The organism is Providencia sp. PROV272 (assembly GCF_049901975.1).
Classification (GTDB): domain Bacteria; phylum Pseudomonadota; class Gammaproteobacteria; order Enterobacterales; family Enterobacteriaceae; genus Providencia; species Providencia stuartii.
In genome coordinates, this window is sequence record NZ_CP096291.1 from 3,193,920 (window position 1) to 3,219,558 (window position 25,639).

General features: G+C 41.6%; 23 protein-coding genes. 19 read left to right on the forward strand and 4 right to left on the reverse strand.

Features of this window, described 5'->3' with window-relative positions; all coding sequences use genetic code 11:
• The first annotated feature begins 11 nt into the window (after nucleotides 1–11).
• From rlpA to lipA, 5 genes are all read left to right on the forward strand, one after another.
• Nucleotides 12–989, forward strand: coding sequence for an endolytic peptidoglycan transglycosylase RlpA (rlpA, locus tag M1E93_RS14755; protein ID WP_004917617.1), 978 nt, complete (start codon nucleotides 12–14; stop codon nucleotides 987–989).
• Nucleotides 990–1,215: 226 nt separating this feature from the next.
• The gene (dacA, locus tag M1E93_RS14760; RefSeq protein WP_004917615.1) at nucleotides 1,216–2,424 is read left to right on the forward strand and encodes a D-alanyl-D-alanine carboxypeptidase DacA; all 1,209 of its coding nucleotides are present in this window, start codon (nucleotides 1,216–1,218) and stop codon (nucleotides 2,422–2,424) included.
• Nucleotides 2,425–2,523: 99 nt separating this feature from the next.
• Entirely contained in the window at nucleotides 2,524–2,787 is a 264-nt protein-coding gene (ybeD, locus tag M1E93_RS14765) for a DUF493 family protein YbeD (protein WP_004917614.1), read from the forward strand.
• Nucleotides 2,788–3,046: 259 nt separating this feature from the next.
• Entirely contained in the window at nucleotides 3,047–3,691 is a 645-nt protein-coding gene (gene lipB, locus M1E93_RS14770) for a lipoyl(octanoyl) transferase LipB (RefSeq protein ID WP_014657709.1), read from the forward strand.
• Nucleotides 3,692–3,814: 123 nt separating this feature from the next.
• Nucleotides 3,815–4,780, forward strand: a complete 966-nt coding sequence (gene lipA / locus M1E93_RS14775; protein WP_004917612.1) for a lipoyl synthase — start codon at nucleotides 3,815–3,817, stop codon at nucleotides 4,778–4,780.
• 142 nt (nucleotides 4,781–4,922) lie between these two features.
• Here lipA and cspE read toward each other — a convergent pair whose 3' ends face one another.
• Entirely contained in the window at nucleotides 4,923–5,132 is a 210-nt protein-coding gene (gene cspE / locus M1E93_RS14780) for a transcription antiterminator/RNA stability regulator CspE (protein WP_014657708.1), read from the reverse strand.
• Nucleotides 5,133–5,338: 206 nt separating this feature from the next.
• Nucleotides 5,339–5,809 (reverse strand): methylated-DNA--[protein]-cysteine S-methyltransferase, encoded by a 471-nt coding sequence (locus M1E93_RS14785; protein ID WP_004917609.1) that lies wholly within the window; start codon nucleotides 5,807–5,809, stop codon nucleotides 5,339–5,341.
• 290 nt (nucleotides 5,810–6,099) lie between these two features.
• Between M1E93_RS14785 and nrdH the strand changes: the two genes are divergently transcribed.
• The 12 genes from nrdH (at nucleotide 6,100) to M1E93_RS14845 (ending at nucleotide 20,067) form a co-directional block, all read left to right on the forward strand.
• Nucleotides 6,100–6,327: a glutaredoxin-like protein NrdH gene (gene nrdH / locus M1E93_RS14790; protein WP_014657707.1), complete on the forward strand. Its 228-nt coding sequence runs from the start codon at nucleotides 6,100–6,102 to the stop codon at nucleotides 6,325–6,327.
• Between the two features lie 9 nt (nucleotides 6,328–6,336).
• Complete coding sequence (gene nrdI, locus M1E93_RS14795) at nucleotides 6,337–6,750, forward strand: class Ib ribonucleoside-diphosphate reductase assembly flavoprotein NrdI (RefSeq protein WP_004917606.1); 414 nt, start codon at nucleotides 6,337–6,339, stop codon at nucleotides 6,748–6,750.
• A 10-nt stretch (nucleotides 6,751–6,760) separates the two neighbouring features.
• A complete protein-coding gene (nrdE, locus tag M1E93_RS14800; protein WP_071599640.1) occupies nucleotides 6,761–8,893 on the forward strand; it encodes a class 1b ribonucleoside-diphosphate reductase subunit alpha in 2,133 nt (710 codons plus the stop codon).
• Between the two features lie 13 nt (nucleotides 8,894–8,906).
• Nucleotides 8,907–9,878, forward strand: coding sequence for a class 1b ribonucleoside-diphosphate reductase subunit beta (nrdF, locus tag M1E93_RS14805; protein WP_004917602.1), 972 nt, complete (start codon nucleotides 8,907–8,909; stop codon nucleotides 9,876–9,878).
• A gap of 726 nt (nucleotides 9,879–10,604) precedes the next feature.
• Nucleotides 10,605–11,807, forward strand: coding sequence for a glycine betaine/L-proline ABC transporter ATP-binding protein ProV (gene proV, locus M1E93_RS14810; RefSeq protein ID WP_061064333.1), 1,203 nt, complete (start codon nucleotides 10,605–10,607; stop codon nucleotides 11,805–11,807).
• Entirely contained in the window at nucleotides 11,797–12,975 is a 1,179-nt protein-coding gene (proW, locus tag M1E93_RS14815) for a glycine betaine/L-proline ABC transporter permease ProW (RefSeq protein ID WP_004917597.1), read from the forward strand. Before proV ends, proW begins: the two co-directional genes overlap by 11 nt.
• A gap of 86 nt (nucleotides 12,976–13,061) precedes the next feature.
• The gene (gene proX, locus M1E93_RS14820) at nucleotides 13,062–14,060 is read left to right on the forward strand and encodes a glycine betaine/L-proline ABC transporter substrate-binding protein ProX (RefSeq protein WP_004917594.1); all 999 of its coding nucleotides are present in this window, start codon (nucleotides 13,062–13,064) and stop codon (nucleotides 14,058–14,060) included.
• A gap of 157 nt (nucleotides 14,061–14,217) precedes the next feature.
• The gene (locus M1E93_RS14825; RefSeq protein ID WP_004917593.1) at nucleotides 14,218–15,417 is read left to right on the forward strand and encodes an MFS transporter; all 1,200 of its coding nucleotides are present in this window, start codon (nucleotides 14,218–14,220) and stop codon (nucleotides 15,415–15,417) included.
• A gap of 656 nt (nucleotides 15,418–16,073) precedes the next feature.
• Nucleotides 16,074–16,598 (forward strand): transcriptional repressor MprA, encoded by a 525-nt coding sequence (mprA, locus tag M1E93_RS14830; RefSeq protein WP_004917591.1) that lies wholly within the window; start codon nucleotides 16,074–16,076, stop codon nucleotides 16,596–16,598.
• Nucleotides 16,599–16,816: 218 nt separating this feature from the next.
• Complete coding sequence (emrA, locus tag M1E93_RS14835) at nucleotides 16,817–17,998, forward strand: multidrug efflux MFS transporter periplasmic adaptor subunit EmrA (protein ID WP_004917588.1); 1,182 nt, start codon at nucleotides 16,817–16,819, stop codon at nucleotides 17,996–17,998.
• Nucleotides 17,999–18,012: 14 nt separating this feature from the next.
• A complete protein-coding gene (gene emrB, locus M1E93_RS14840) occupies nucleotides 18,013–19,548 on the forward strand; it encodes a multidrug efflux MFS transporter permease subunit EmrB (RefSeq protein ID WP_036943452.1) in 1,536 nt (511 codons plus the stop codon).
• Between the two features lie 90 nt (nucleotides 19,549–19,638).
• Nucleotides 19,639–20,067 (forward strand): hypothetical protein, encoded by a 429-nt coding sequence (locus M1E93_RS14845; RefSeq protein ID WP_004917584.1) that lies wholly within the window; start codon nucleotides 19,639–19,641, stop codon nucleotides 20,065–20,067.
• On the opposite strand, the gene M1E93_RS14850 is transcribed toward M1E93_RS14845, so the two are convergent.
• On the reverse strand, nucleotides 20,053–20,589 hold the full coding sequence (locus M1E93_RS14850; RefSeq protein ID WP_014657700.1) for a hypothetical protein: 537 nt from the start codon (nucleotides 20,587–20,589) through the stop codon (nucleotides 20,053–20,055). The two genes, M1E93_RS14845 and M1E93_RS14850, sit on opposite strands and share 15 nt — an antisense overlap.
• Nucleotides 20,590–20,711: 122 nt before the next feature.
• Nucleotides 20,712–21,755, reverse strand: a complete 1,044-nt coding sequence (locus M1E93_RS14855) for a tRNA/rRNA methyltransferase (protein WP_072502896.1) — start codon at nucleotides 21,753–21,755, stop codon at nucleotides 20,712–20,714.
• A gap of 180 nt (nucleotides 21,756–21,935) precedes the next feature.
• Here M1E93_RS14855 and M1E93_RS14860 point away from each other — a divergent pair, with 180 nt between their 5' ends.
• Together M1E93_RS14860 and M1E93_RS14865 are read left to right on the forward strand one after the other, a co-directional pair.
• On the forward strand, nucleotides 21,936–22,649 hold the full coding sequence (locus M1E93_RS14860; protein ID WP_014657699.1) for a tRNA-uridine aminocarboxypropyltransferase: 714 nt from the start codon (nucleotides 21,936–21,938) through the stop codon (nucleotides 22,647–22,649).
• A 205-nt stretch (nucleotides 22,650–22,854) separates the two neighbouring features.
• Nucleotides 22,855–25,500, forward strand: a complete 2,646-nt coding sequence (locus tag M1E93_RS14865; RefSeq protein ID WP_014657698.1) for a bifunctional acetate--CoA ligase family protein/GNAT family N-acetyltransferase — start codon at nucleotides 22,855–22,857, stop codon at nucleotides 25,498–25,500.
• Nucleotides 25,501–25,639 lie beyond the last annotated feature (139 nt).

Consider the following 25,639-nt stretch of genomic DNA (forward strand, 5'->3'; position numbering starts at 1 on the left):
AGAGGCTTAGTATGCGTTTTCAATGGATTATGCTTGGCATTACGACTGCATTGCTTAGTGGTTGTGTCACAGAAGAGAACATTAAGCAGCCTAGTAATGTACCGGCTGTACCTGCTCAAGACGTGCTTGGCGCAGAGCCTCATTATGAGCCTTTTCATCCAACAGCCAACAGTGACTATCAGCGTAACGGCCAGCAATACCAAATTGTTCGCGACGCATCGCAATTTTCACAAGTAGGTTATGCCTCTATCTTTGGTTCAGAGTCAGCAGGGAATATGACAGCAATTGGTGAGCGAGTTAACCCTATTGAATTAACAGCAGCCCACCCGACTTTACCTATTCCAAGCTATGTGCGTATCACTAACATGATGAATGGCCGAATGATGGTTGTTCGTGTGAATGATAGAGGCCCTTATACACAAGGCAAAAGCATCGCTGTTTCTCGCGCCGTTGCTGATCGCCTCAATTTAATGCCAACCACACGCATCAAAATTGATGCTATCCAAGTCGCTCAAGATGGCTCTCTATCAGGACCAGGTACGATTGGCTCAAACTTTGTTAAACAAAGTTATGCCCTGCCAGGGCGCCCTCAGCTAGGCTCCGGCCCAATGGGAACGCCTGTAATGGAAAATTTACCAACCCCTGAAAATGTGCTCCCCGTGAAACAGCCAACAGCCCCAATGGAGCCCGTTGTGCCTGAAAGCAGCTTAAAAACCCCTGAGCCAGAAGCCCCTCAAGCGACGCCAAGTACTCCTGCCGTTCCTGAAAGAGGTTATTTAGTTCAAGTTGGTGCTATCGGAAATCAAAGCAACGCCAAAACTATGTTGGAAAAATTGAAAAGTCAGTTTGGTGTTCCCGGCCGCTTACAGCCCTACAACAATATTTATCGTGTTCAATTAGGGCCATTTGCAGATAGGCAACAGGCTGTGGATCTACAAGGCCGAATTCAGGCTGAACTAAATCAAACGTCGATGGTTGTCGCTCCATAAGGTAGGTATTCATCACTATTCAAATTATCAGTACCAACAATAATGACGCCTCTTAACCTAAACATATCAAGGGGCTTTTTTATTTGCTCGATAACCGACTAGTAACTTGAAGTGTGATCTGTATAAAATATTGTAAAAACATTGGCGCAAGCATTAATCAATCCTTGTACTTTTGCTAAACTGCGCCTCCTTGTGTTAACCGAATTCCGGATGTAACAATACAAACATGAAAAATTTTGCCCCATCACGCACCCTTCGTCATACCTTGCTAGGTGCATCGCTACTTTTCACTATGACACAGGCAAATGCTAACGAGCCATTCCCAAATAGCCCTGTTCCAGCAGTACCTGAAATTGATGCAGAAGCCTATATCTTGATTGATTACAACTCAGGTAAAGTGCTTGCTGAAAAGAATGCGGATCAACGCCGTGACCCTGCGAGTTTGACTAAAATGATGACCAGCTATGTTATTGGTCAAGCGATCAAGTCAGGCAAAATCGGTGCAGAGGATATTGTCACTGTCAACGAAGATGCATGGGCAACAGGTAACCCAATATTTAAGGGTTCCTCATTAATGTTTCTGAAACCCGGCGACCGCGTGAGTGTTTCTCAATTAACTCGTGGAATTAACTTACAATCAGGTAACGATGCTTGTGTTGCCATGGCGGACTATGTCGCGGGTGACCAAGCGAATTTCATCCAATTGATGAATGGCTACGTCAGCAAACTGGGCTTACAAAATACCCATTTTCAAACCGTTCATGGTTTAGATGCTGAAGGCCAATATAGCTCAGCACGTGACATGGCATTACTCGGGCAGGCTCTGATACGTGATGTTCCCGATGAATATGCTATCTACAAAGAAAAAGAGTTCACTTTTAACAATATTCGCCAAACTAACCGTAATGGTTTGTTATGGGATAAAAGTCTCTCAGTTGATGGCATTAAAACAGGCCACACTAATGCTGCGGGGTATAATTTAGTTGCCTCCGCAACAGAGGGCCAAATGCGCCTTATTTCCGTCGTAATGGGCGGTAAAAGTATGAAAGGCCGTGATGCAGAAAGTAAAAAACTGCTCACGTATGGCTTCCGCTTTTATGAAACCGTCAAGCCGCTACAAGCGGGGGTTGAGTTTGCCTCCGAGCCTGTTTGGTTTGGTGATGAAAATAACGTTAAACTTGGGGTAACAGAAGATCTGTTCTTAACTATCCCTCGTGGACGTTTAAAAGATCTTAAAGCAAGCTATGATATCTCAACATCCGAGCTAGAAGCACCACTGAAAAAAGGGCAAGCAGTTGGAACTATTAATTTCCAACTTGATGGTAAAACCATCGAACAACGCCCTCTGGTCGTGCTGAAAGATGTGGAAGAAGGTGGCTTTTTCAGTCGTTTAATTGACTATATTAAGTTACTGTTCCATCGCTGGTTTGGCTAACCCTTGAATCAGATATATATCATCCCCATATAGTGTATATCTGAAAGTTTGAAGGGGGGAATCCCCCTTCAAACACTATTATTGTTATTAGGAGCGCCCATGAAAACGAAATTAAACGAACTACTTGAGTTCCCCTGCTCATTCACTTACAAAGTGATGGGATTAGCGGAGCCGGAGCTGGTTGATCAGGTCGTTGAAGTGGTTCAGCGCCATGCTCCGGGCGACTATTCTCCAGAAGTGAAGCCGAGTAGCAAAGGCAATTACCACTCCGTTTCGATTACCATTAATGCAACGCATATTGAGCAAATCGAAAAATTATATGAAGAGCTTGGTGCATTAGAGCGCGTTAGAATGGTTCTGTAATTCACTTTGTGTCTTATCAAAAATCGGGTGGCTTAAACCCACTCGGTTTTTTCCTAACATCTTTTATGTTACTCCCCCCTATATAAAAACTTTCACCGTTTCTGGGTCCAAATACCCGCCTTTTTTCCCGCCAGATAGCGTTACAGGTTACTTTGCATAACACAAATAGATTGCGTCAACCCTCAATATAACATTTTCATAACATGACAAAACTGGCGATAACCCGCTACCAGCGTTATACTACTGGCACATTTCTAATGTGGATGTTAAAACATTGTCAGCACGAACCATTATTGTACGTCAATTAGGGCTTGCCCCTTATCAACGCGTTTCTGATGCGATGCACCAGTTCACTGAAAACCGCGACAAAGAGACCGCCGATGAGCTATGGCTTGTCGAACATCCTCGCGTCTTTACCCAAGGCCAAGCAGGTAAGGCTGAACATCTGCTCGCTCCCGGAGAGATCCCCGTGATCCAAAGTGATAGGGGCGGCCAAGTCACTTATCATGGCCCTGGTCAGCAAGTGATGTATGTCATGCTTGATCTCAAACGTAACAAGTTAGGCGTTCGCGATTTAGTCACGGCTCTTGAAACGACGGTTGTGAAGACACTTGCACATTACCAAATTGAAGCTTATCCACGCCCTGATGCCCCCGGCGTGTATATCAATGGTGATAAAGTTTGTTCGCTAGGTCTACGCATTCGAAAAGGTTGCTCTTTCCATGGATTAGCGCTCAATATCAATATGGATCTAGAACCTTTCAACCGCATCAACCCTTGTGGTTATTCGCAATTAAAGATGACACAGATGTGTCATTTCATTCCCAACCTGACATTACCAGATGTTCAACCCGTGCTAATTGAACAGTTCTGTGACACACTGGGATTTCATATTGTTCAATAATGATGCTATAATTTTTTAACATTTTTAAAAAAAATTTTAATGGATAAGTCACGGCTCCCATACTTTTATTCCTAGTATCAACTTATCCAATAACTCAAAAAGATAACTGGAACCGGTATAATTATGAGTAAACCAATTCAGATAGAACGCGGAATTAAATATCGTGACGCCGATAAAATGGCGCTGATCCCTGTTAAAAACGTTGTTACAGAACGTGAAGAGATTCTACGTAAGCCTGATTGGATGAAAATTAGGTTACCGGCTGACTCGACCCGTATTCAGGGGATCAAAGCCGCTATGCGCAAAAATGGCCTGCACTCTGTTTGTGAAGAGGCCTCTTGCCCTAACCTATCTGAATGTTTTAATCACGGTACAGCCACTTTTATGATCCTCGGTGCTATCTGTACACGCCGCTGCCCATTCTGTGATGTTGCCCATGGCCGCCCAAATGCCCCCGATGCTAACGAGCCAGTTAAACTTGCTCAAACCATTAAAGATATGGGGCTTCGCTATGTCGTGATCACCTCGGTGGATCGTGACGATTTACGAGACGGCGGAGCACAGCACTTTGCAGATTGTATTAGCGCTATTCGTGAAAAAAGCCCCTCGATTAAAATCGAAACATTAGTGCCAGATTTTAGAGGCAGAATGGATCGTGCTTTAGAGATCTTGACCGAAACACCACCGGATGTATTTAACCATAACCTTGAGAATGTGCCGCGTCTTTATCGTCAAGTACGTCCCGGCGCAAATTATGATTGGTCATTAAAGCTACTTGAAAGGTTCAAAGAAGCGCATCCAGACATCCCAACCAAATCAGGTTTGATGGTTGGCTTAGGTGAAACTAACGAAGAAATTATTGAAGTAATGCGCGATTTGCGCCGTCATGGCGTTACCATGCTAACGCTTGGTCAGTACCTCCAACCAAGCCGCCATCACCTTCCGGTTAAGCGCTATGTTAGCCCTGCTGAATTTGATGAAATGAAAGAAGAGGCTATGGCGATGGGCTTTACCCACGCGGCTTGTGGTCCGTTCGTACGCTCATCTTACCATGCAGACCTACAAGCCAAAGGCGAAGAAGTTAAATAGTCACGACGTTTATCACCCAGTCTATCAAGCCTCGAAAATTCGAGGCTTTTTTATTTGTGACCCCAAAATCTAAGAGGCAAATAAAACTCGCCCCAGATAAACTGGGGCGAGTTTAGAGGCTGTTCGTTTCTATTTGTTTAAATTACAGAGAGACAACGTTTACAGCAGATGGGCCTTTAGCACCTTCAGTGATTTCAAATTCAACTTTCTGACCTTCTGCTAGGGTTTTGAAACCTTCGCTCGCAATAGCAGAAAAGTGAACAAACACATCTTTGCTGCCATCTTCTGGAGTGATAAAACCGAAACCTTTAGACTCGTTGAACCACTTAACGTTACCTTTAACTTTAGACATCAAATTATTACCTTTAAATAAAAATAGACACACCATCAGTGTCAGGTTCAGTACAACAGATATACAAGTAACTTGTCTACAACCTAGATCACGAAAATTGACAAAATATATAAAAAAATATTATTTATTGGGATAAATTTCTCATTTAACATGAATTATTCTTTATAATAGTAATTAATCCCAATAATAATATTAAACTCACTGAACTAATTAGCATATTCCTTTTCATGCGCTAATAACCAATCCTTGATATCTAACCCTCCGGTATAGCCGACCAGCTTGCCGTCATGACCTAATACGCGATGGCAAGGAACAATCAACGAAATCGGATTACGTGAGTTTGCCATCCCCACCGCGCGGCAATAATTCACAGAACCGAGTTTTAAAGCCAGATCCTTATAGCTCCAACGCTCACCAAAAGGAATACTACAAAGGTGCCCCCATACTTTCTTTTGAAATTCAGTGCCTTGTGGATTTAACTTTACCGTGAATTCTTTACGTTGATGGTTAAAATATTCTGTCAGTTGTTTAACACACAACTCAGAATGCGTATTTTTCTGTTCTGGATAACTCTTTTGCTCAACAAAATAGATACTGGTTACCCCCTCGTCATCCGCCGTGATTTGTACCCACGGTTTAGGAAATTTTTCCGGTGCAGCCAAATATTGACAATACATAATATCCCCTTAAGAGAGTGCGATTATCTGATCGTATATACAGTTATAAACTGTATTATTTCTACTTGGCAATAATATTTTTTCTCAGACTTGATAACAGAACTATTCAAATCCTCAAAATTTAATTTTCCAATATAAATAACTACCTAGCCATTAATTAGAATAATTATCATTCAATATTTCCATACCACTATATATTGTGTGGTTGAAAAAAATTAGATCTATATATAGTCTTTAAATACCAATCATCACACTACTGATAGTATTCAGTACACCTAAAGGTACTTAATATGGCCATTATTACGATTTACAGTAAACCCGACTGCGTTCAATGTCATGCCACTTACCAAGCCCTAGAACGTAAAAGCATTCCATATCAGGTCATCGACCTCACTCAAGATGATGAAGCTCTACAGTTTGTTCGCAAATTGGGTTACCAGCAAGTTCCTGTTGTCGTTGCTGATCAAGAACATTGGTCCGGCTTTCGCCCTGATATGATCAGCCGCCTTTCAGCTTAGGAGCGGATTATGCAAACGGAATCACTCATCTATTTTTCGAGCCGTTCTGGCAACTGTCACCGTTTTGTTGAAAAGGTTGGGCTGCCAGCAACGCGTTTGCCTATCGGTGAACAACAAAGCAGCATCATTGCCACCACGCCATTTGTCCTGCTCCTTCCGACCTATGGGGGAGGTGGCAGCCGAGGTGCAGTTCCGAAAGAAGTGATCCGTTTTTTGAATATTGAATCAAATCGACGATTAATTCGTGGGGTTATTGCCGCTGGTAACACTAATTTTGGCGAAGCTTATGCGATTGCGGGCGATATCATCGCCACAAAGTGCCAAGTTCCCTACTTATATCGATTTGAATTATTAGGCACGGAGCGCGATGTGCAACGTGTCCGTGATGGACTAAATGCCTTTTGGCAACAAAGACATAATTAGAGCTAATTCAATGGAAAACACCAAAAACAAGACCACTGTTGATTATCATGCACTTAATGCCATGTTGAATTTGTACAACAGTGCGGGCGAGATCCAGTTTGAGAAAGATAAAGAAGCGGCTCACCACTATTTTCGCCAACATGTAAATCAAAATACTGTCTTTTTTCATGACTTAAAAGAGAAGCTCGATTTCTTAGTTAACGAAAATTATTATGAACCACAAGTCATTGAGCAATATGATTTTGCCTTTATCAAGAAGCTTTTTAAGCAAGCCTATGCACATAAATTCCGTTTTCAAACTTTTTTAGGTGCATTCAAATACTACACCAGCTACACCTTAAAAACCTTTGATGGCAAACGTTACCTTGAACGCTATGAAGATCGTGTTTGCATGGTCGCGCTAACACTCGCTCAAGGTAATCAAGCACTTGCTAGCTATTTAGTCGACGAAATTATTAGTGGACGCTTTCAACCGGCCACCCCTACTTTCCTTAACTGTGGGAAAAAACAACGCGGAGAGCTGGTTTCCTGCTTCTTACTGCGTATTGAAGACAACATGGAATCAATTGGTCGTTCCGTCAATTCAGCCCTACAGCTATCAAAACGTGGTGGTGGTGTTGCTTTTCTGATGACCAACCTGCGGGAACAAGGCGCGCCGATCAAGCTGATCGAAAACCAATCCTCTGGCGTCGTTCCGGTCATGAAAATGTTAGAGGATGCCTTTTCCTACGCAAATCAATTAGGGGCGCGACAAGGTGCAGGCGCTGTCTATCTGCATGCTCATCACCCTGACATCATGCGTTTTCTGGATACTAAGCGGGAAAATGCCGATGAAAAAATTCGCATTAAAACATTATCACTTGGTGTAGTGATCCCTGATATTACTTTCCAATTGGCGAAAGAAAACAAAGAGATGTATCTGTTTTCACCTTATGATATTGAACGTGAATATGGCGTTCCCATGTCAGAAATCAGCGTGACTGAAAAATATCATGAGATGGTCAATAATAAGGCCATAAAAAAATACAAAATCAACGCACGCGAATTCTTCCAAACCCTCGCCGAAATCCAATTTGAGTCTGGTTATCCTTATATTTTATTTGAAGATACGGCGAATCGTGCGAACCCAATAGCGGGACGCATTAATATGAGTAACTTGTGCTCAGAAATTCTGCAAGTTAATCGCCCTAGCTTCTATGAAGACGATTTAAGTTACCGCGAAGTCGGGAAAGATATCAGTTGTAACTTAGGCTCCATGAATATAGCCAAAATGATGGATGCTCCCGATTTTGCCCAATCCGTTGCCATTGCGATCAGAGCGCTAACGGCGGTCTCCGATATGAGCCATATTCGCTCAGTGCCTTCTATCGAACAAGGTAACCATCAATCCCACGCCATTGGGCTTGGGCAAATGAACTTACATGGCTATCTTGCAAGAGAGCGTATCCACTATGGTTCAGAAGAAGCGCTTGATTTCACTAATATCTATTTTTATACCATCACTTATCATGCTTTAAAAACTTCAAATCAATTGGCAATTGAACGCAAAGCCACTTTTAAAGGTTTCGAGCATTCTGAGTATGCCAATGGTCGTTATTTTGATAAATATATCAACCAAAGCTGGCTACCAAAAACACAAACCGTTCAGGAATTATTCCGACGTTCGGGCATCGAAATTCCAACTCAGGCGGATTGGCTATCATTGAAACAATCAGTGATGGAGCACGGTATTTATAACCAAAACTTACAGGCAATTCCGCCTACTGGTTCAATATCTTATATCAATAACTCAACATCGAGTATTCACCCGATAGTTGCCCGGATAGAGATCCGTAAAGAGGGGAAAATAGGTCGCGTCTACTACCCTGCCCCATTTATGAATAATGATAACCTTGAATATTATCAAGATGCTTATCAAATTGGCCCTGAAAAAATCATCGATACCTATGCCGTTGCCACACAACATGTCGACCAAGGGCTATCTCTAACCTTGTTCTTCAAAGACGATGCAACAACTCGCGATATCAACCGCGCTCAGATCTACGCGTGGCGTAAAGGTATAAAAACCTTGTATTACATTAGGCTTCGCCAAACCGCCCTAGAAGGCACAGAAATTGACGGTTGTGTTTCATGTACGCTTTAAAAGGAAAATCAGTATGACAACGCACATTTCATCTGCACCAGTTAAAGCGATCAACTGGAATCGAATCGAAGATGATAAAGATTTGGAGGTCTGGAACCGCTTAACCACCAACTTTTGGTTACCAGAGAAAATACCTCTATCAAACGATATCTCTTCATGGAATACATTAACGGCTGCCGAGCAACAGTTAACTATCCGAGTCTTTACTGGGTTAACGCTGCTCGACACAATTCAAAATACCGTTGGCGCACCGAGCCTCATGTCCGATGCCCTTACACCACATGAAGAAGCGGTATTATCAAATATCAGTTTTATGGAAGCAGTACACGCTCGCTCTTATAGTTCTATATTTTCAACGCTTTGCTCAACTAGCGATGTTGATGATGCTTATCGTTGGAGTGAAGAAAATTCTGCGCTACAAAATAAGGCAAAAATCATTATGTCTTATTACTGTGATTCACATCCATTAAAGAAAAAAGTCGCAAGTGTTTTTTTAGAATCATTTTTATTTTATTCGGGATTCTATTTACCTATGTATTGGTCCAGTCGAGGCAAGTTAACCAATACTGCTGACCTCATTCGTTTAATTATTCGTGATGAGGCAATTCACGGCTATTATATTGGTTATAAATTTCAGAAATCCTTATTAAAATATGATGAAAAAACACAGAAGGAAATTAAAGATTTTACTTTCAGTTTACTTTTTGATTTATATGAAAATGAAGTGAATTATACACAAGAATTATATGACACTGTTGGTTGGACAGAGGATGTTAAAAAGTTCCTTCATTATAATGCCAATAAGGCATTAATGAATTTAGGTTATGAAGCCCTATTTCCCGATGTGGTTACTGATGTTAGCCCAGCAATATTATCGGCACTTTCACCGGATGCAAATGAGAATCATGACTTCTTTTCGGGTTCAGGATCTTCATATGTCATTGGCAAAGCAGTAAGCACCGAAGATGATGATTGGGATTTTTAATCAATCAATTTAGTTAACCAATTGTTTTAAACATCCTAAATAAGCATATCCCGCTGAATAATAATAACTTTATTTAGCGGGATATCTTTTAGTATAAAAAACCATCATGACAACTCGAGATTTACATTTTTTACTGTTAAATAATTCATTTTTAATATGCATATCAGGCAATAATTTTTAAGAATAAATATTTTCGCTTAAAAATTAATTAATATAACTAATCAATAAGGCCTTATATTGAAATTATTTTCAATTTTATTTGCTAATTGACCTAACCGTTATAATCTCTATTCTTTTTAATTTGTTATGGTTAGTTTTCAAATGCACAATAGTAAAATAAATGTATATACAACAAAACGTTAACCTATTTATTTTGAAAATAAATCACCTTAATGTTGAATCCCATAAAAACAACACTTTCCTAATTTGTATTCTATTTTTACTCGCTATTTTTTTGATTAATACTCCTTAACCAAGGGTTGTCAGCTCAATTTATTATGCTAGGTTATATTGCTTGTTTATTTTTCTAATAATTTTAAGTGGAGCCGTTGAATTCAAATCATAATTATTAAATTCACCTTAAGCGAAATAGGAATATCTACCCTAAATATTTTCAACCAATAGTCTAAAGCTGATAATCGAGTTTTTGGCCAATTGATAAAAAGACCAGTTTCATTCGATAAGTGCTTTGAACAATTTATTAATTGAAAAATGGGTAATTACTGTATGCCAATAAAATTAGAAGTTAAAAATTTATATAAAATTTTTGGGGAACACCCTGATCAAGCCTTCAAACTTTTAGAATCAGGAATGAGCAAAGATGATATCTTTGAAAAAACAGGCCAAACGGTTGGTGTTCAAGATGCAAATTTAGCCATTAATGAGGGTGAAATCTTTGTTGTGATGGGGCTTTCGGGATCTGGGAAATCAACATTGGTACGGCTTCTCAATCGCCTAATTGAACCCACCAGCGGACAAGTGCTGATTGATGGTGAAGATATCTCGAATATTTCAGAAAAAGCGCTACGTCAGGTCAGACGCACAAAAATCAGTATGGTGTTCCAATCCTTTGCGCTCATGCCACATATGAATGTTCTCGATAACACCGCTTTTGGTATGGAACTCTCGGGGATCTCAAAAGAGCTGCGTCATCAAAAAGCAATGGATGCCCTTCGACAAGTTAACCTTGAAAAATGGGCTTACTCTTATCCTGATGAATTATCCGGCGGTATGAGGCAGCGTATTGGTCTTGCACGAGCCTTGGCAAATGATCCCGATATCTTGTTAATGGATGAAGCCTTTTCTGCGTTAGATCCCTTGATCCGAACCGAAATGCAAGATGAGTTGCTCTCTCTTCAAGGTGATAAACAACGCACCATTGTGTTTATCTCCCACGACCTTGATGAAGCCATGCGCATAGGAGACCGAATTGCCATCATGCAAGGTGGTGTCGTTGTGCAAATAGGCACTCCCGATGAGATACTCAATAATCCCGCGAATGATTACGTCAAAACCTTCTTCCGTGGTGTTGATATTAGTCAGGTCTTTAGTGCCAAAGATATTGCGCGACGAAGAGCCGATGCCCTATTGCATATTGCGCCTGGTTTTGGCCCACGTTCCGCATTGAAAGTGCTTAATGATGATGACCGATACTATGGTTATCTCATCTCTCGAGGACACACATTTGCAGGTGTCGTATCTGTTGAATCACTCGAAAAAGCGCTACAAAACAACCAAGGCATTGAATCAGCGGTGATTTCTAGCATAGAACCAATTCAGGGAGAAACCCCACTCAATGAGGTCATCTCAACCGTTGCACAAGCTCCCTGCGCCGTTCCCGTTATTAATGAAAAAAATCGCTATCTTGGTGTGATATCGAAGGGAATGCTACTACAGGCGCTGGATAAGGAGACTTCTAATGAGCAATAACACGAATGAGCGTAAAGCTGACTATCAGGATCCGTGGGCAGAAACCCAAGCAGATGAGACATCGCAACAAAATAATGCGACGGATACCACTTCAGGCAGCGACCCTTGGTCAACAAGTTCTGAAAGCCAAACATCAACAGAGAGTGATCCGTGGGGAAGTACAGCAGATACTTCAACACCGTCAGATACCGGCGGAAGCGATTGGCTGGATGCGGCTCCCACTGAGGGAATAAATACAGAACATTTTGATATTATGGATCCTTTTCAACATACTCTGATCCCACTTGACTCTTGGGTCACTCAGGCTATTGATTGGATCGTGTTGCATTTCCGTCCTGTTTTTCAGGGGATCCGAATTCCTATTGATTTTATCCTTAGCGGCTTTGAGCAGCTTTTAACCTCACTACCGTCACCGATTGCGATTATTTTATTTGCGTTGATAGCATGGCAACTGGCAGGCCGTGTCATGGGTATTGCAACATTTGTGTCGATGATTGTGATTGGTGCTATCGGGGCTTGGTCAGAAGCGATGGTAACACTCTCTCTGGTGCTAACCTCGTTACTCTTTTGCTTAATTATTGGCTTACCACTCGGCATATGGCTAGCCCGTAGTGATAAAGCCGCCAGCATTGTTAGGCCGATCCTTGATGCGATGCAAACAACACCAGCATTCGTGTATTTAGTACCGATTGTTATGCTTTTTGGTATTGGTAATGTGCCCGGTGTTGTCGTCACCATCATCTTTGCGCTACCGCCTATTATCCGTTTGACTATTTTAGGTATCAAACAAGTTCCCGCAGACTTGATTGAAGCAGCAGAATCCTTCGGCGCCAGCCCTCGTCAGCTACTCTTTAAAGTCCAACTGCCTTTGGCGATGCCAACCATTATGGCTGGTGTTAACCAAACCTTGATGTTAGCACTTTCCATGGTCGTTATCGCCTCCATGATTGCCGTCGGTGGCTTAGGTCAAATGGTATTACGTGGTATCGGTCGTCTCGATATGGGACTCGCGTCCGTTGGTGGTGTGGGCATTGTTATCCTCGCGATTGTGCTTGACCGATTAACGCAGTCACTTGGCAAAAATTCGCGTAGTAAAGTCTCAACTCGCTGGTATCAACAAGGCCCCATCGGCCTTATCACGCGCCCATTTAACCGAAAATCACATTAAGTTTTTGCTCTTCCATTCACGATAGAGCCGACAATCGGCTCTTCGCTTGCCAAGGCAAGCCAAAACGACAAACAGAGGTATCAATAATGAAAAAACCAATGATATTGGCAACTGCCCTGACAGCCTTACTTGCCGTTCCATTTGCTCATGCAGAAGATCTTCCCGGCAAAGGGGTAAAAATCACCCCGGTACAAAGTACCATCAGCGAAGAAACGTTCCAAACGCTGTTAGTGGCAAAAGCCCTTGAGAAACTCGGTTATGAAGTCGAGCCGATTAAAGAGGTCGACTACAATGTGGCTTATGCTTCCATTGCCAATGGGGATGCAACCTATTTGGCGGTAAGCTGGGTGCCATTACATGATGCACAATATAACGCGGCAGGGGGTGATAAGGTCTTTTACCGCCAAGGTGATTATGTCGTGAATGCGGCACAAGGTTATCTCATCGATAAGAAAACCGCCGAAAAATACAAAATCACCAATATTGATCAGCTAAAAGATCCAAAAATAGCCAAATTATTCGATACCGATGGTAATGGTAAAGCAGACCTAACGGGTTGTAACCCAGGCTGGGGCTGTGAAGCGGCGATTAACAACCATCTAAAAGCTTATGGTTTAGAAAAAACCGTTGAGCACAATCAAGGCAACTACGCCGCTATGATGGCAGACACCATCACTCGTTACAAAGAAGGTAAACCTATCCTGTACTACACATGGACGCCTTACTGGATCAGTGATGTGCTCAAACCAGGTCGTGATGTGGTTTGGTTAGAAGTACCGTTCTCATCAATGCCAAATGGTGACAAAACCGACACCGCATTACCGAACGGTAAAAATTACGGCTTCCCACCAAACACAATGCATATCGTCGCCAATAAAAAATGGGCCGAAAAGAACCCTGCGGCAGCTAAGTTATTCGAGATCATGAAACTCCCTATTGCAGATATCAACGCACAAAACTTGAGAATGCATAATGGAGAAGCTTCGCAATCGGATATTCGCCGTCACACCGATGCGTGGATCAAAGCCCACCAAACCACTTTTGATGGTTGGGTAGAGCAAGCACGCAAAGCTGCTGAAAAATAATATCTGCCAGTGATGAGTCTTCTAAGCCACCTTTTTAGGTGGCTTTTTTGCACGCCTCCCAACTTATAGAAATATTTTATTAATAGATAAAATGTTCCCATTCATAACTCAAAATTGTTTTATAGTAGAGGCCTTATGAATGATGAGTAGATATTGAATGAATAAGGCACCACAAGCAGAACTCACTCCGGGTTTAGTCATATTAATGGCCATCGCAACAGGCCTCGTCGTTGCTAGTAACTACTACGCGCAACCCCTTCTAGACACTATCGCCACTCAATTTAACCTGACCACAAATATGGCGGGGTTTATTGTGACTGTCGCCCAATTAGGCTATGCAGTAGGTCTACTTTTTTTAGTTCCCCTAGGTGATATCTTTGAGCGTAAAGGCCTGATATTAACAATGACATCCTTGTCAGCTATCGGCTTACTTATCACCGCGCTCTCAAATAATATCTGGCAAATTCTTGTTGGAACGGCACTCACAGGGCTATTTTCAGTTGTTGCTCAAGTGCTCATCCCAATGGCAGCCTCGCTGGCAAAACCTCATCAAAGGGGAAAATCTGTCGGTATCATCATGAGTGGATTGCTATTAGGGATCTTACTTGCTAGAACAATTTCCGGCGCCGTCGCTATGGTAGGAGGATGGCGAACCATTTATTGGGTCGCTTTTGCCCTACTTATTATCTTAATTATTGTGCTTGCGATTAAACTGCCTCGTTATCATCAAAAAGCAAACCTAAATTACTTCCAGTTGCTGTTTTCAATAGGTCGACTCTTTTTTGGAACCCCTGTGTTGGCCGTTCGTGCGCTATTGGGCGCCCTATCCTTCGCCAATTTCGCATTACTTTGGACTGCCATGGCTTTTCTACTTGCCAGCCCACCTTTTAGTTTTTCAGAAGGAACTATCGGCCTTTTTGGCTTAGTTGGTGCTGCCGGAGCATTCATGGCTTCCCAAGCCGGTCATCTCGTCGATAAAGGTAAAGGAAAACGAGTGACAACCATCGGCTTAATTTTATTGCTTCTGTCATGGATCCCAATTGGATTTGCAAAGGATTCACTGATTGCTTTTATTATTGGCGTCTTAATACTTGACCTGGCTATTCAAGCTGTCCATGTCACTAACCAAAGTACTCTATACCGTATTTTACCTGATGCGCGTAATCGTATTACCGCAGGCTATATGACGAGCTATTTTATTGGTGGTGCACTTGGCTCTTTATTATCTGGCTATGCTTACGAAAAAGCAGGTTGGGAAGGCGTTGCTATCGCTGGCGGCATATTATGTGTGATCAGTTTGATTATTTGGGCAATAGGTATTCGCTTTGACCCCACCATATACCCATCCGATGAATAAAATATACTCGCAAGGAGTGTCTTTTTTTAGGCACTCTTTATAAACCCTGCCATAAATCTATCAGAAAATATAATGCATCGGTAAAAATACTTAATTTATACTTAATATCTCATTCTCCGCTTCCTCTCTTTATAATCACAAATTTTTGCCAATGATTTTATTTTGCAATAATTACATAGGCAAAAATCATCAAATGACACAGTTAAACAAAAAATATACCTTTCTATAAAGTTATAATGTAATTTATATAAATTACTATTTCTTGTAGTTATTGTAATCAATATGTTAGTTGTCACCTAACAATACTAAGTAACAGAGGAAAGGTTTACAAATGTCATGAAATCATGACAGTAAGGAGAGTGCAGCAGTATAATTACGTGATTTTATTTTGTTTTACTCGGTTATTATCATGATGAAAAATAAAGCAAAATGATGATTTTATTATACGTAAATAATTTAAAAGGCAGAAGAGTATAATTAAGCTATACTAAATTTAGCAAATTACATTCATAAAATTTATGAATTATGTATCATTATCAAAATAAATTTGATGGTATCAATTAACTACAATTGCTAATTTTAGCTTTTGATATACCATTTAGATGGTTGATGACAGTTGTAATCTTACCAACTGAAACTAATAAGGTATCTAAATAATGGAAAGTTCATTTACTCCGACTGAAGAGTTACTTAATGCTCGCGTCGCACAGCAAAGTTCACACAGCAATCCCATTCCCTATCAGGAGATCCTCCTAACACGCCTTTGTATGCATGTTCATGGCAAGCTCCTTGAGTCTCGTAATAATATGCTCAAAGCTCAAGGGATTAATGAAACACTGTTTATGGCGTTAATGATCCTAGATACAAAAGATTCCCGCAGTATTCAACCTTCTGAGCTAAGCGCTGCTTTGGGATCCTCACGCACTAATGCAACCCGTATTGCCGATGAACTGGAAAAAAATGGTTGGATTGAACGTAAAGAAAGTCACAATGACCGTCGTTGTTTGCATCTTCACCTAACTGAAAAAGGCTCTGAATTTTTAGCAGGGTTATTGCCTCCTCAGCATGCAGCCTTAAAAGATATCTGGTCAGTATTAGATGCTGAAGAACAACAACAACTGAATAAGTTGATGCGTAAGTTGCTAATAAAGCTAGATACTGTTAAAGATTATAGTAAATAATTAACCATTGTATTTTTGTGGGTAATGTATTTGAGGCATTTATAAGCAAAAAGGCGAAAAAAGACTTTTCTGTCTGAAAGATTTCGTTATCCTTTCTAACTTGTGCTTACGATATCCCATCAAGCAAATATTTCAATTGTTGTCTTAGTTTCCAGTGGTTAATGTTAACTGCTGGGAACATTCGTGATCTAAAATGCCGATGAGCGGAGAAACACCCAATGAGTGCCCATGAGGAAATGCAACCAACCCAAAATCCACAACCAAATAAAAAAAGAAAACGCAGAAATGCTTTAATGTTTCTCACATTCCTTTTTATTGCTATTGGCGTTGGCTGGGCAATATACTGGTTCCTTGTTTTACGCCATTATGAAACGACTGATAACGCTTACGTTGCAGGTAACCAAGTTCAAATTCAATCTCAAATTTCTGGCAGTGTTATGACGGTGAATGTCGATAACACCGATTTCGTCAAAAGCGGTACAGTATTAGTAGAGCTTGACCCTCGTGATGCTCAACTTGCATTAGAAAAAGCCAAAACCACTTTAGCAAACAGCGTTCGTCAAACCCACCAGCAGATAGTGAATAGCCGCCAATATCAAGCGAATATTGATATGAAGCGCTCTGAGCTAATTAGTCTACAAAACGATTTAAAACGCCGTGAAGTCCTTGGCAGCAGTAACCTAATCGGGAAAGAAGAACTGCAACACGCTCGCGAAGCCGTTGTCAGCGCTAAAGCAGCGCTCGAAGTGGCTATTGAGCAACTCAATGCAAACAAAGCGATCATTCTAGATACTCCACTCGAAAAACAGCCGGCTGTCGAAGCTGCCGCAACAGAAGTTAGGAACACATGGTTAGCATTGCAGAGAACTAAAATTGTCAGCCCTGTGGATGGTTATGTCTCACGCCGTAGCGTACAAGTCGGCTCACAAATTACGACTTCAACACCGTTGATGGCTATCGTTCCTTCTGAAGGTATGTGGATTGATGCCAATTTCAAAGAAACCCAACTTGCCGATATGCGCATTGGACAGCCCGTTAAAGTAACGACTGATTTTTATGGTAAAAATATTGTCTTCAATGGCACCGTAGCAGGGTTAGATATGGGAACAGGTAGCGCATTTTCATTACTGCCTGCTCAAAACGCTACAGGGAATTGGATCAAAGTAGTTCAACGTTTACCCGTCCGTATCGTATTAGACCCGGCCCAATTGGAGCAATATCCATTACGTATTGGCTTATCGACAGAAGTGACGGTAGACACGCTTAATAAAGATGGCAAAGTGCTATCAAAAGGTATGCGTGAAGCGCCTGCATATCACACCTCTGCACTTGCCATAGATATGTCTCCTGCAGACAAAATAGTTACTGAGATTATTAACAATAACTCAGGCAACAAATAATCCGAGGTGTAATTGTGACAAATACACCGTTAACAGGATCAAAACTCGCGTGGATGACCATTGCTCTGTCATTGGCCACATTTATGCAAGTACTTGATTCAACAATTGCTAACGTTGCCATTCCAACGATTGCAGGTAATCTTGGCGCCTCTAACTCGCAGGGAACGTGGGTAATTACCTCTTTTGGTGTGGCAAATGCGATTTCAATTCCTATTACTGGATGGTTAGCCCGCAGGATTGGTGAAGTTAGGCTATTTTTATGGTCGACAGGCCTATTTGCACTAACTTCATGGTTATGTGGTATCTCTGGCAGCCTTGAAATGCTGATTTTATTCCGTGTGTTACAAGGGCTGGTTGCGGGGCCATTAATTCCCCTATCCCAAAGTTTATTGCTCAATAACTACCCCCCTGCCAAACGGAATATGGCCTTGGCGCTTTGGTCAATGACCATCGTTATCGCGCCAATTTGTGGGCCAATATTGGGTGGCTACATCAGTGATAATTATCATTGGGGTTGGATATTCTTTATCAACGTTCCATTTAGTATCGCAATTATCTTTGCCATTATGCAGACACTAAAAGGGCGTGAAACCAAAATTTCTATTCAACCCATTGATACTATCGGGCTAGTACTGCTAGTTATCGGTATTGGTGCCCTGCAAATCATGCTAGACCAAGGGAAAGAGCTAGATTGGTTTAATTCCACTGAAATTATTGTGCTGACCGTCATTGCTGTTGTTGCGATATCGTTCTTAATTGTTTGGGAACTCACTGACGATCACCCTGTCATTGATCTTTCGTTATTTAAGGAGCGCAACTTCACCATCGGTTGTTTATCGCTTAGTCTTGCATATATGCTCTACTTCGGAACAATCGTACTACTTCCCCAACTCCTACAGGAAGTTTATGGTTATACAGCAACCTGGGCGGGTCTTGCTTCCGCCCCAGTAGGCTTATTGCCCTTGTTGATCACACCAATTATTGGACGTTTCGGTAATCGCATTGATATGCGTTATATCGTAACCTTTAGCTTTATTGTTTATGCTGTTTGTTACTATTGGCGTGCTTATACATTTGAGCCGGATATGGGATTTGCCGCCGCAGCATGGCCACAATTTGTGCAGGGGCTAGCGATTGCCTGTTTCTTTATGCCATTGACGACCATTACTTTATCAGGGCTTCCTCCTGAAAAAATGGCCTCAGCATCAAGTTTATCTAACTTCACACGGACATTAGCGGGTGCGATTGGTACATCCATTACAACCACAATGTGGACACAACGCGAAGCGATGCACCATGAGAATCTGACGGAGTTTATTAACCCGTACAATCCAAATTCTCAACATATGTACAGTGAATTAGCCCAAATTGGTATGAATGAGCAGCAAAGTGCCGCCTATTTAGCGAAAACAATTACCGACCAAGGGCTGATCTTATCTGCAAATGAAATTTTCTGGTTATCTGCTGGGATCTTTATTTTGCTCATGGTCATTGTTTGGTTCGCCAAACCACCTTTTGGCGCAGGCTCTAAAGGTGGCGGAGCACACTAAACTCTAATTAATAAGGTCTCATAGATTCAATATGAGACCTTATTTTATTCACCAACATGACAGTATTTATACACTATAACGAGGAAAAAAATGTTGAAATCATGGATTGAAAATAGCGAGTTACTTGCCCTAATTAACTCAATCAGCGAAGGAGAAGCAGAGCAATATCGCCGTAAACTTATTACCTATGTTAATCGCTATCAAGAAGAACATTCCTTTGATATTCTTGAAGATGTTTTCACTTATATGCAGCTAAAACTTGAAGAAGATGATCTCGATTTTACTACTTTACCCCAACAAATTAGCGACGCCATTCAGGTAGGCTACTATGAATATTGTCTAAGTTTAAATGAGATTTCAGCTGCTTATAAAATTATCAGCAAGCCCACGCCTCTCACGCGTTTAGATATCAAATCTTTTATCAATCATATATTGGAAGCATTTTCCTGCAATTACCCTAAAGAAGAGTTTTTAGACCGTGAACTAAATTATCTCACTGAATTATTAAGCGAGTTCTAAATTCACAATTTCATGCTCTATACCTTGCGTATCAATCACAGAAAGTGCAAAGGCATCAAAACCGTCACATTTGACTTGCTCCCATGGCATACTCAGCCCATTCAATAGCATAACATTTCCCATTGCATCAAACTCATAGCTCTCTTTTTCATCTTCATAATCAATATTATAAAAAAAGGAGAGCTTCAAAATCGCTGGGGGAAAGTCATATTTTATTGGTGATAACTGCTCAAGAGGCTCATCATAAGGTTGATCACAAAACATCGCATCATACCCATGAATTGTGCCATCAAACAGCAAGAATGTTTGACCTGATACAGAGTGTTTAGCAATTATTATTAGGGGATGACTATCAGTTTCCATGATATAAGGCTGTGCTTCCTCATCGACAGAAACCACCTCACCCGTGAACCAAATTTCAAACGTATCCTCTGTCGATTGTGAGCCAAAATAAACCTCGGTCAATTCTCCGTTACCCTGTATTGAGCGGAAATCATGGGTTAAGTACGACGGAATTTTCATTCCTATCTCTCCATCAAATAATGTTGTACGCACATTGCTTAGAGCCTAATAATAAAAAAACTGCATATTAATTGGCGATAATTTCACCTTTCATATGCAGTTTTATTTATTAATTAAAATAACTAGTTAGCTTTATTCTGTTGCCACCATTGTGCCAACATAATCCCCGTCGCAACGGAAACATTGAGGCTCTCAACTTTACCTGTACCACCAATATACAGGCTCATATCCCCCTCGTTCCATACGCTGTCGCTCAAGCCATCACGCTCTTGGCCTAAGACTAACACCATTTTTGCAGGCAACTTAGCCTTCGCAATATCTTGGCTACCTTTATGGCTTGATGTCGTTACAATCGTATAACCAGCTTGGCGGAATTGGCTTAACGTGTTACTCAGACCATCAGCATCAATCGCTTTGATATGTTCAGCGCCACCTTCAGCCGTTCGAATCGCAGCACCAGACTCCACAACGCCCGCATCTTGTAAAATCACACCTTGCACGCCAAAGTGCGCACAACTACGCATGATGCCACCTAAGTTATGTGGATTACCGACATCTTCTAACGCCAAAACACAATCTTTTGCGGGTGCTTGTTGCAGATAAGTTTCCACACTCATACCACCGCGTTTTTTAATCAGAAAACAGACGCCGCCGTGGTGCTCTGTTCCAGATGCTTTCGTTAATTCTTCATCATCAACCACATGGTATGCCTTACGGTTAGCAGCCATCCACTTTAGCGCATCACGAAAACGAGGTGTGACTGATTGTAGGAACCATGCACGAACAATCGCTTCTGGGCGATTTTTAAACATCGCCTGACACGCATTTTCACCATAAATACGCGTTTCTTCTAAACGCTGTTTACGCAATTGCTCAGGGTCAATCTGGCTTTTACCGGCAATCCCACCATGATCATGGATTAACTCATCACTATTTGGCTTCGATACGGTGCGCCAAGCGGAGTGCTCACGAGGTGGTTGGCTTTTTCTATCATCAAAACGACCTGAACGCTCATTGCGACGTCCGCCGCCACCTCTTCTATCATTCGTGCGCTTATTATCTTGTTGACGCTTGCCTTTGCTATGACCATCATCTTGGCCTTCGCTACGGACATACATCACTTTTACTTTACCATTCTTACCATTAAAATCATTCGAGTCGTTCATTGCTATCCCCTACAAAGCTATGGCGCGAAGGTTACATGATGTTGCCGAGCTACGCCACTGATTCACGCTATTATTGCATCTAAAAGATGCCGAATATACTTCTATCGTCATTTAACGGATTTACGTACAATACGCGCTTTGTTTTATCAAAACCGTACAATATCAAAAGCTGCACCCAACATGACTAAAAATGCCGTTTATACATTACGCCAAGAACGCCTGACCGCCTCAACGAAACCCTTTAAAGCACGAGGGTGTCGCGTTAAACGCTGTCATTATTGCCTACTTCCCGTTCCACAATGCCTGTGCCAAGAAATTGTTCCGGTCCACGCTAAGAGCCAATTCTGTTTAATCATGTATGAGGGAGAGGTCTTTAAACCAAGTAATACAGGAAAACTGATCGCAGATATTTTACCGAATACGCTGGCTTTCCAGTGGTCAAGAACCGATCCAGACCCACAACTCCTTGCTGCGATTCAAGACCCAACACGGCAGCCTTATATTATTTTCCCTGAAAGTTATGCTCAAAGTGGAAGAACGGTAGTCAACCAGCCAACCGTTTCAGATAAACCTGCATTATTTATTTTATTAGACGGTACATGGCCAGAAGCACGCAAAATGTTCCGTAAAAGCCCTTATCTTGACCAGATCCCTGTATTATCAATCAATACAAAAGCACGAACAGATTATTTATTGCGTACCCCTTCAAAAGAGGATCAACACTGCACAGCAGAAGTTGCAGCAACACTCCTTGAGCTAGCAGGAGATACTTCCGCTTCTAAACAGCTCTTCAACCATTTTAACCTATTTAGAGACAAATACTTGGAAGGCAAGCCGCATCATCCACTCGCACAAATGCGCCAAGCAGAAAAGCAGCTAACTCAAAGTGAGTAGAAAAAATAAGCAATTGTTTATCTACAAAGATGAACGTCATGCAACTTTAGGATAGTTAGCAGTTTAAAACGTGAACATCATTAGATAATTCCATTAAATAAACAGGATAAACTAGCACTAATTATCAGATACGGCATAGTATTACTTGGCTTCTCAATATTCTTTGAACGGTGTTTTCGCTCACTAAAGCAAAAGGTTATCTGCCATGGGTTTACTGAGTCAGTTAGAATCGTTATTTAGACCAAAATCGATCGCTGTGATTGGTGCTTCTGAAAATCCGAATCGTGCAGGTTCGGTAATGATGAAAAACTTATTAACTAATGGTTTTAAGGGGCCTATTCTCCCTGTCAACCCTAACCGAAGCTCTATTCTTGGCGTGCTGGCTTACCCATCCATCGATAAGTTGCCTTTAAAACCAGATCTTGCGGTCATCTGTACTCACCATTCGAAAAACCCTGAATGTTTAAAACAGCTCGGTGAATATGGCTGTAATGTGGTTATTATTTTATCATCTCCTTCAATTCAATTCGCTGAACTCAAGAAAATCGCCCAGCAATATCAAATAAGGCTACTCGGTCCAAATAGCCTCGGTATACTGGCTCCATGGCAAGGGCTTAATGCGAGTTTTTCACCGATCCCAATCCTAAAAGGGAAATTAGCCTTTATCTCTCAATCCGCCGCTGTTTCTAATACCGTACTGGATTGGGCGCGTCACCGAGATATTGGCTTTTCTTACTTTATCGCCTTGGGTGATAGCATTGATATCGATATTGATGATTTACTGGATTATCTGGCTCGCGACAGTAAAACGAGTGCTATTTTGCTCTATCTTGAAAATATTAGCGATGCACGTCGTTTTCTTTCCGCCTCACGTAGCGCATCACGGAATAAGCCAATTCTAGTAATAAAAAGCGGTCGTACCCGAAAAGCTCAACAACTACTCGGTGAAAAACCAAGTCTTGATGCGGCATACGATGCTGCCATCCAGCGTGCAGGGCTGCTTCGAGTACAAGATACTCATGAAATGTTTTCTGCGGTTGAAACCCTAAGCTATATGACGCCTCTACGGGGAGAACGACTATCTATCATTAGTAATGGTGCTGCCCCTGCGGCAATGGCTTTAGATGAGCTACTGCAACGAAACGGTAAGCTCGCTACCTTAAGTCAAGAAACAGAAAATGAACTTAGTTCACTCCTTCCCCTTGACCTCTCAACCCAAAATCCTATCGACCTAGGTGATGATGCCACCGTTGATCGCTATATTAACGTATTGAACAAAATGCTCGATAGCCATGACCATGATGCACTGTTATTGATCTATACACCTAGCGCCATAACAGAAAGCAAGACAATGGCAGAAAAAGTCATCAAAACCATTAAGCAGCATCCAAGAGGTAAGTGGTTAACCATACTAACTAACTGGTGTGGCGAATACTCATCACAAACCTCACGTCGGCTCTTTAGTGAAGCAGGGATACCAACATATCGTACACCTGAAGGCGCGATAACCGCATACATGCATATGGTCGAGTACCGACGCAACCAAAAACAGTTAAAAGAAACGCCAGCACTCCCAATTGGTATCACAGCCAACACTCAGCAAGCACATGAATATATTCAACAGGCTCTACAAAATAACAACTTACACTTAGACACACATGAAGTTCAGCCTATTTTACAGGCTTATGGTTTAAACAGCCTACCGACTTGGATAGCTCATTCTAGTGATGAGGCAATTGAAATTGCAGAAAAAATTGGCTACCCCGTCGCATTAAAATTACGTTCACCAGATATTGTGCATAAATCAGAAGTACAAGGGGTAATGCTCTACTTACGTAATGCTAAAGAAGTGGGAGATGCTGCTAAAGCCATTATGGAGCGTGTATCCACCAATTTCCCCAATGCACGTATCGAAGGTTTACTGGTGCAAAGTATGGCGAACCGTGCTGGCGCCCAAGAGTTGCGTATTGCCGTTGAACTTGATCCCGTCTTCGGCCCATTAATTATGCTAGGGGAAGGCGGTATTGAATGGCAACAAGAGAGCCAAGCTGCGGTCGCTTTACCACCATTGAATTTGGCCCTAGCGCGATACTTAGTTATTCAAGCCATTAAAGGCTATAAAATCAAAGCGCGCAGTGCACTGGCACCACTCAATATCCCAGGGCTGGCGAGTTTGCTGGTGAGGGTTTCAAACCTAATTATTGATTGCCCAAATATTGCACGACTAGATATTCATCCGTTACTCGCCTCTGGAGATGAATTCACTTTACTTGATGTCTCAATGACATTAATTCCAGAGCAAGAGAACCAAAAATCAAGGTTAGCGATCCGCCCTTATCCAAGCGAACTAGAAGAAACTATCTCACTCAAAGATGATCTCACTTGTTTGCTAAGACCAATATTGCCGGAAGATGAACCACTATTAAAATCATTTATTGAGCAAGTGACTAAAGAGGATCTTTATTATCGTTATTTTAGTGAAATCAGTGAGTTTACGCATGATGATCTCGCCAATATGACGCAAATTGATTATGACCGCGAAATGGCATTCGTGGCTGTTAGGGATCCTGATTCAAACCCTGAAATTATAGGGGTGACTCGCGCAATGGCAGATCCTGATAACCAAGAGGCAGAATTTGCGGTTCTCGTCAGATCGGATATGAAAGGGCTAACTCTTGGCTATCAATTAATGACTAAATTACTGAGCTACACCCGTTCACATGGTATAAAAAAATTGACAGCAATCACGATGCCCGAAAACCGTAATATGATCAGCCTAGCGAAAAAGTTAGGTTTCGAGATTGACGTTCAATTTGAAGATGGGGTTGTAAACTTAACATTACATTTATAACCCGTAGCCTAAATAAACCTGTACAACAATTAAACAAGTTTTTAATTTATTCTAAATGGTTTGGCTAAGTATGCTATCATCGACAGATCATTCGCTTACCAATACCTGAGAGTATATTTATACAAGCGATTTGCTATTA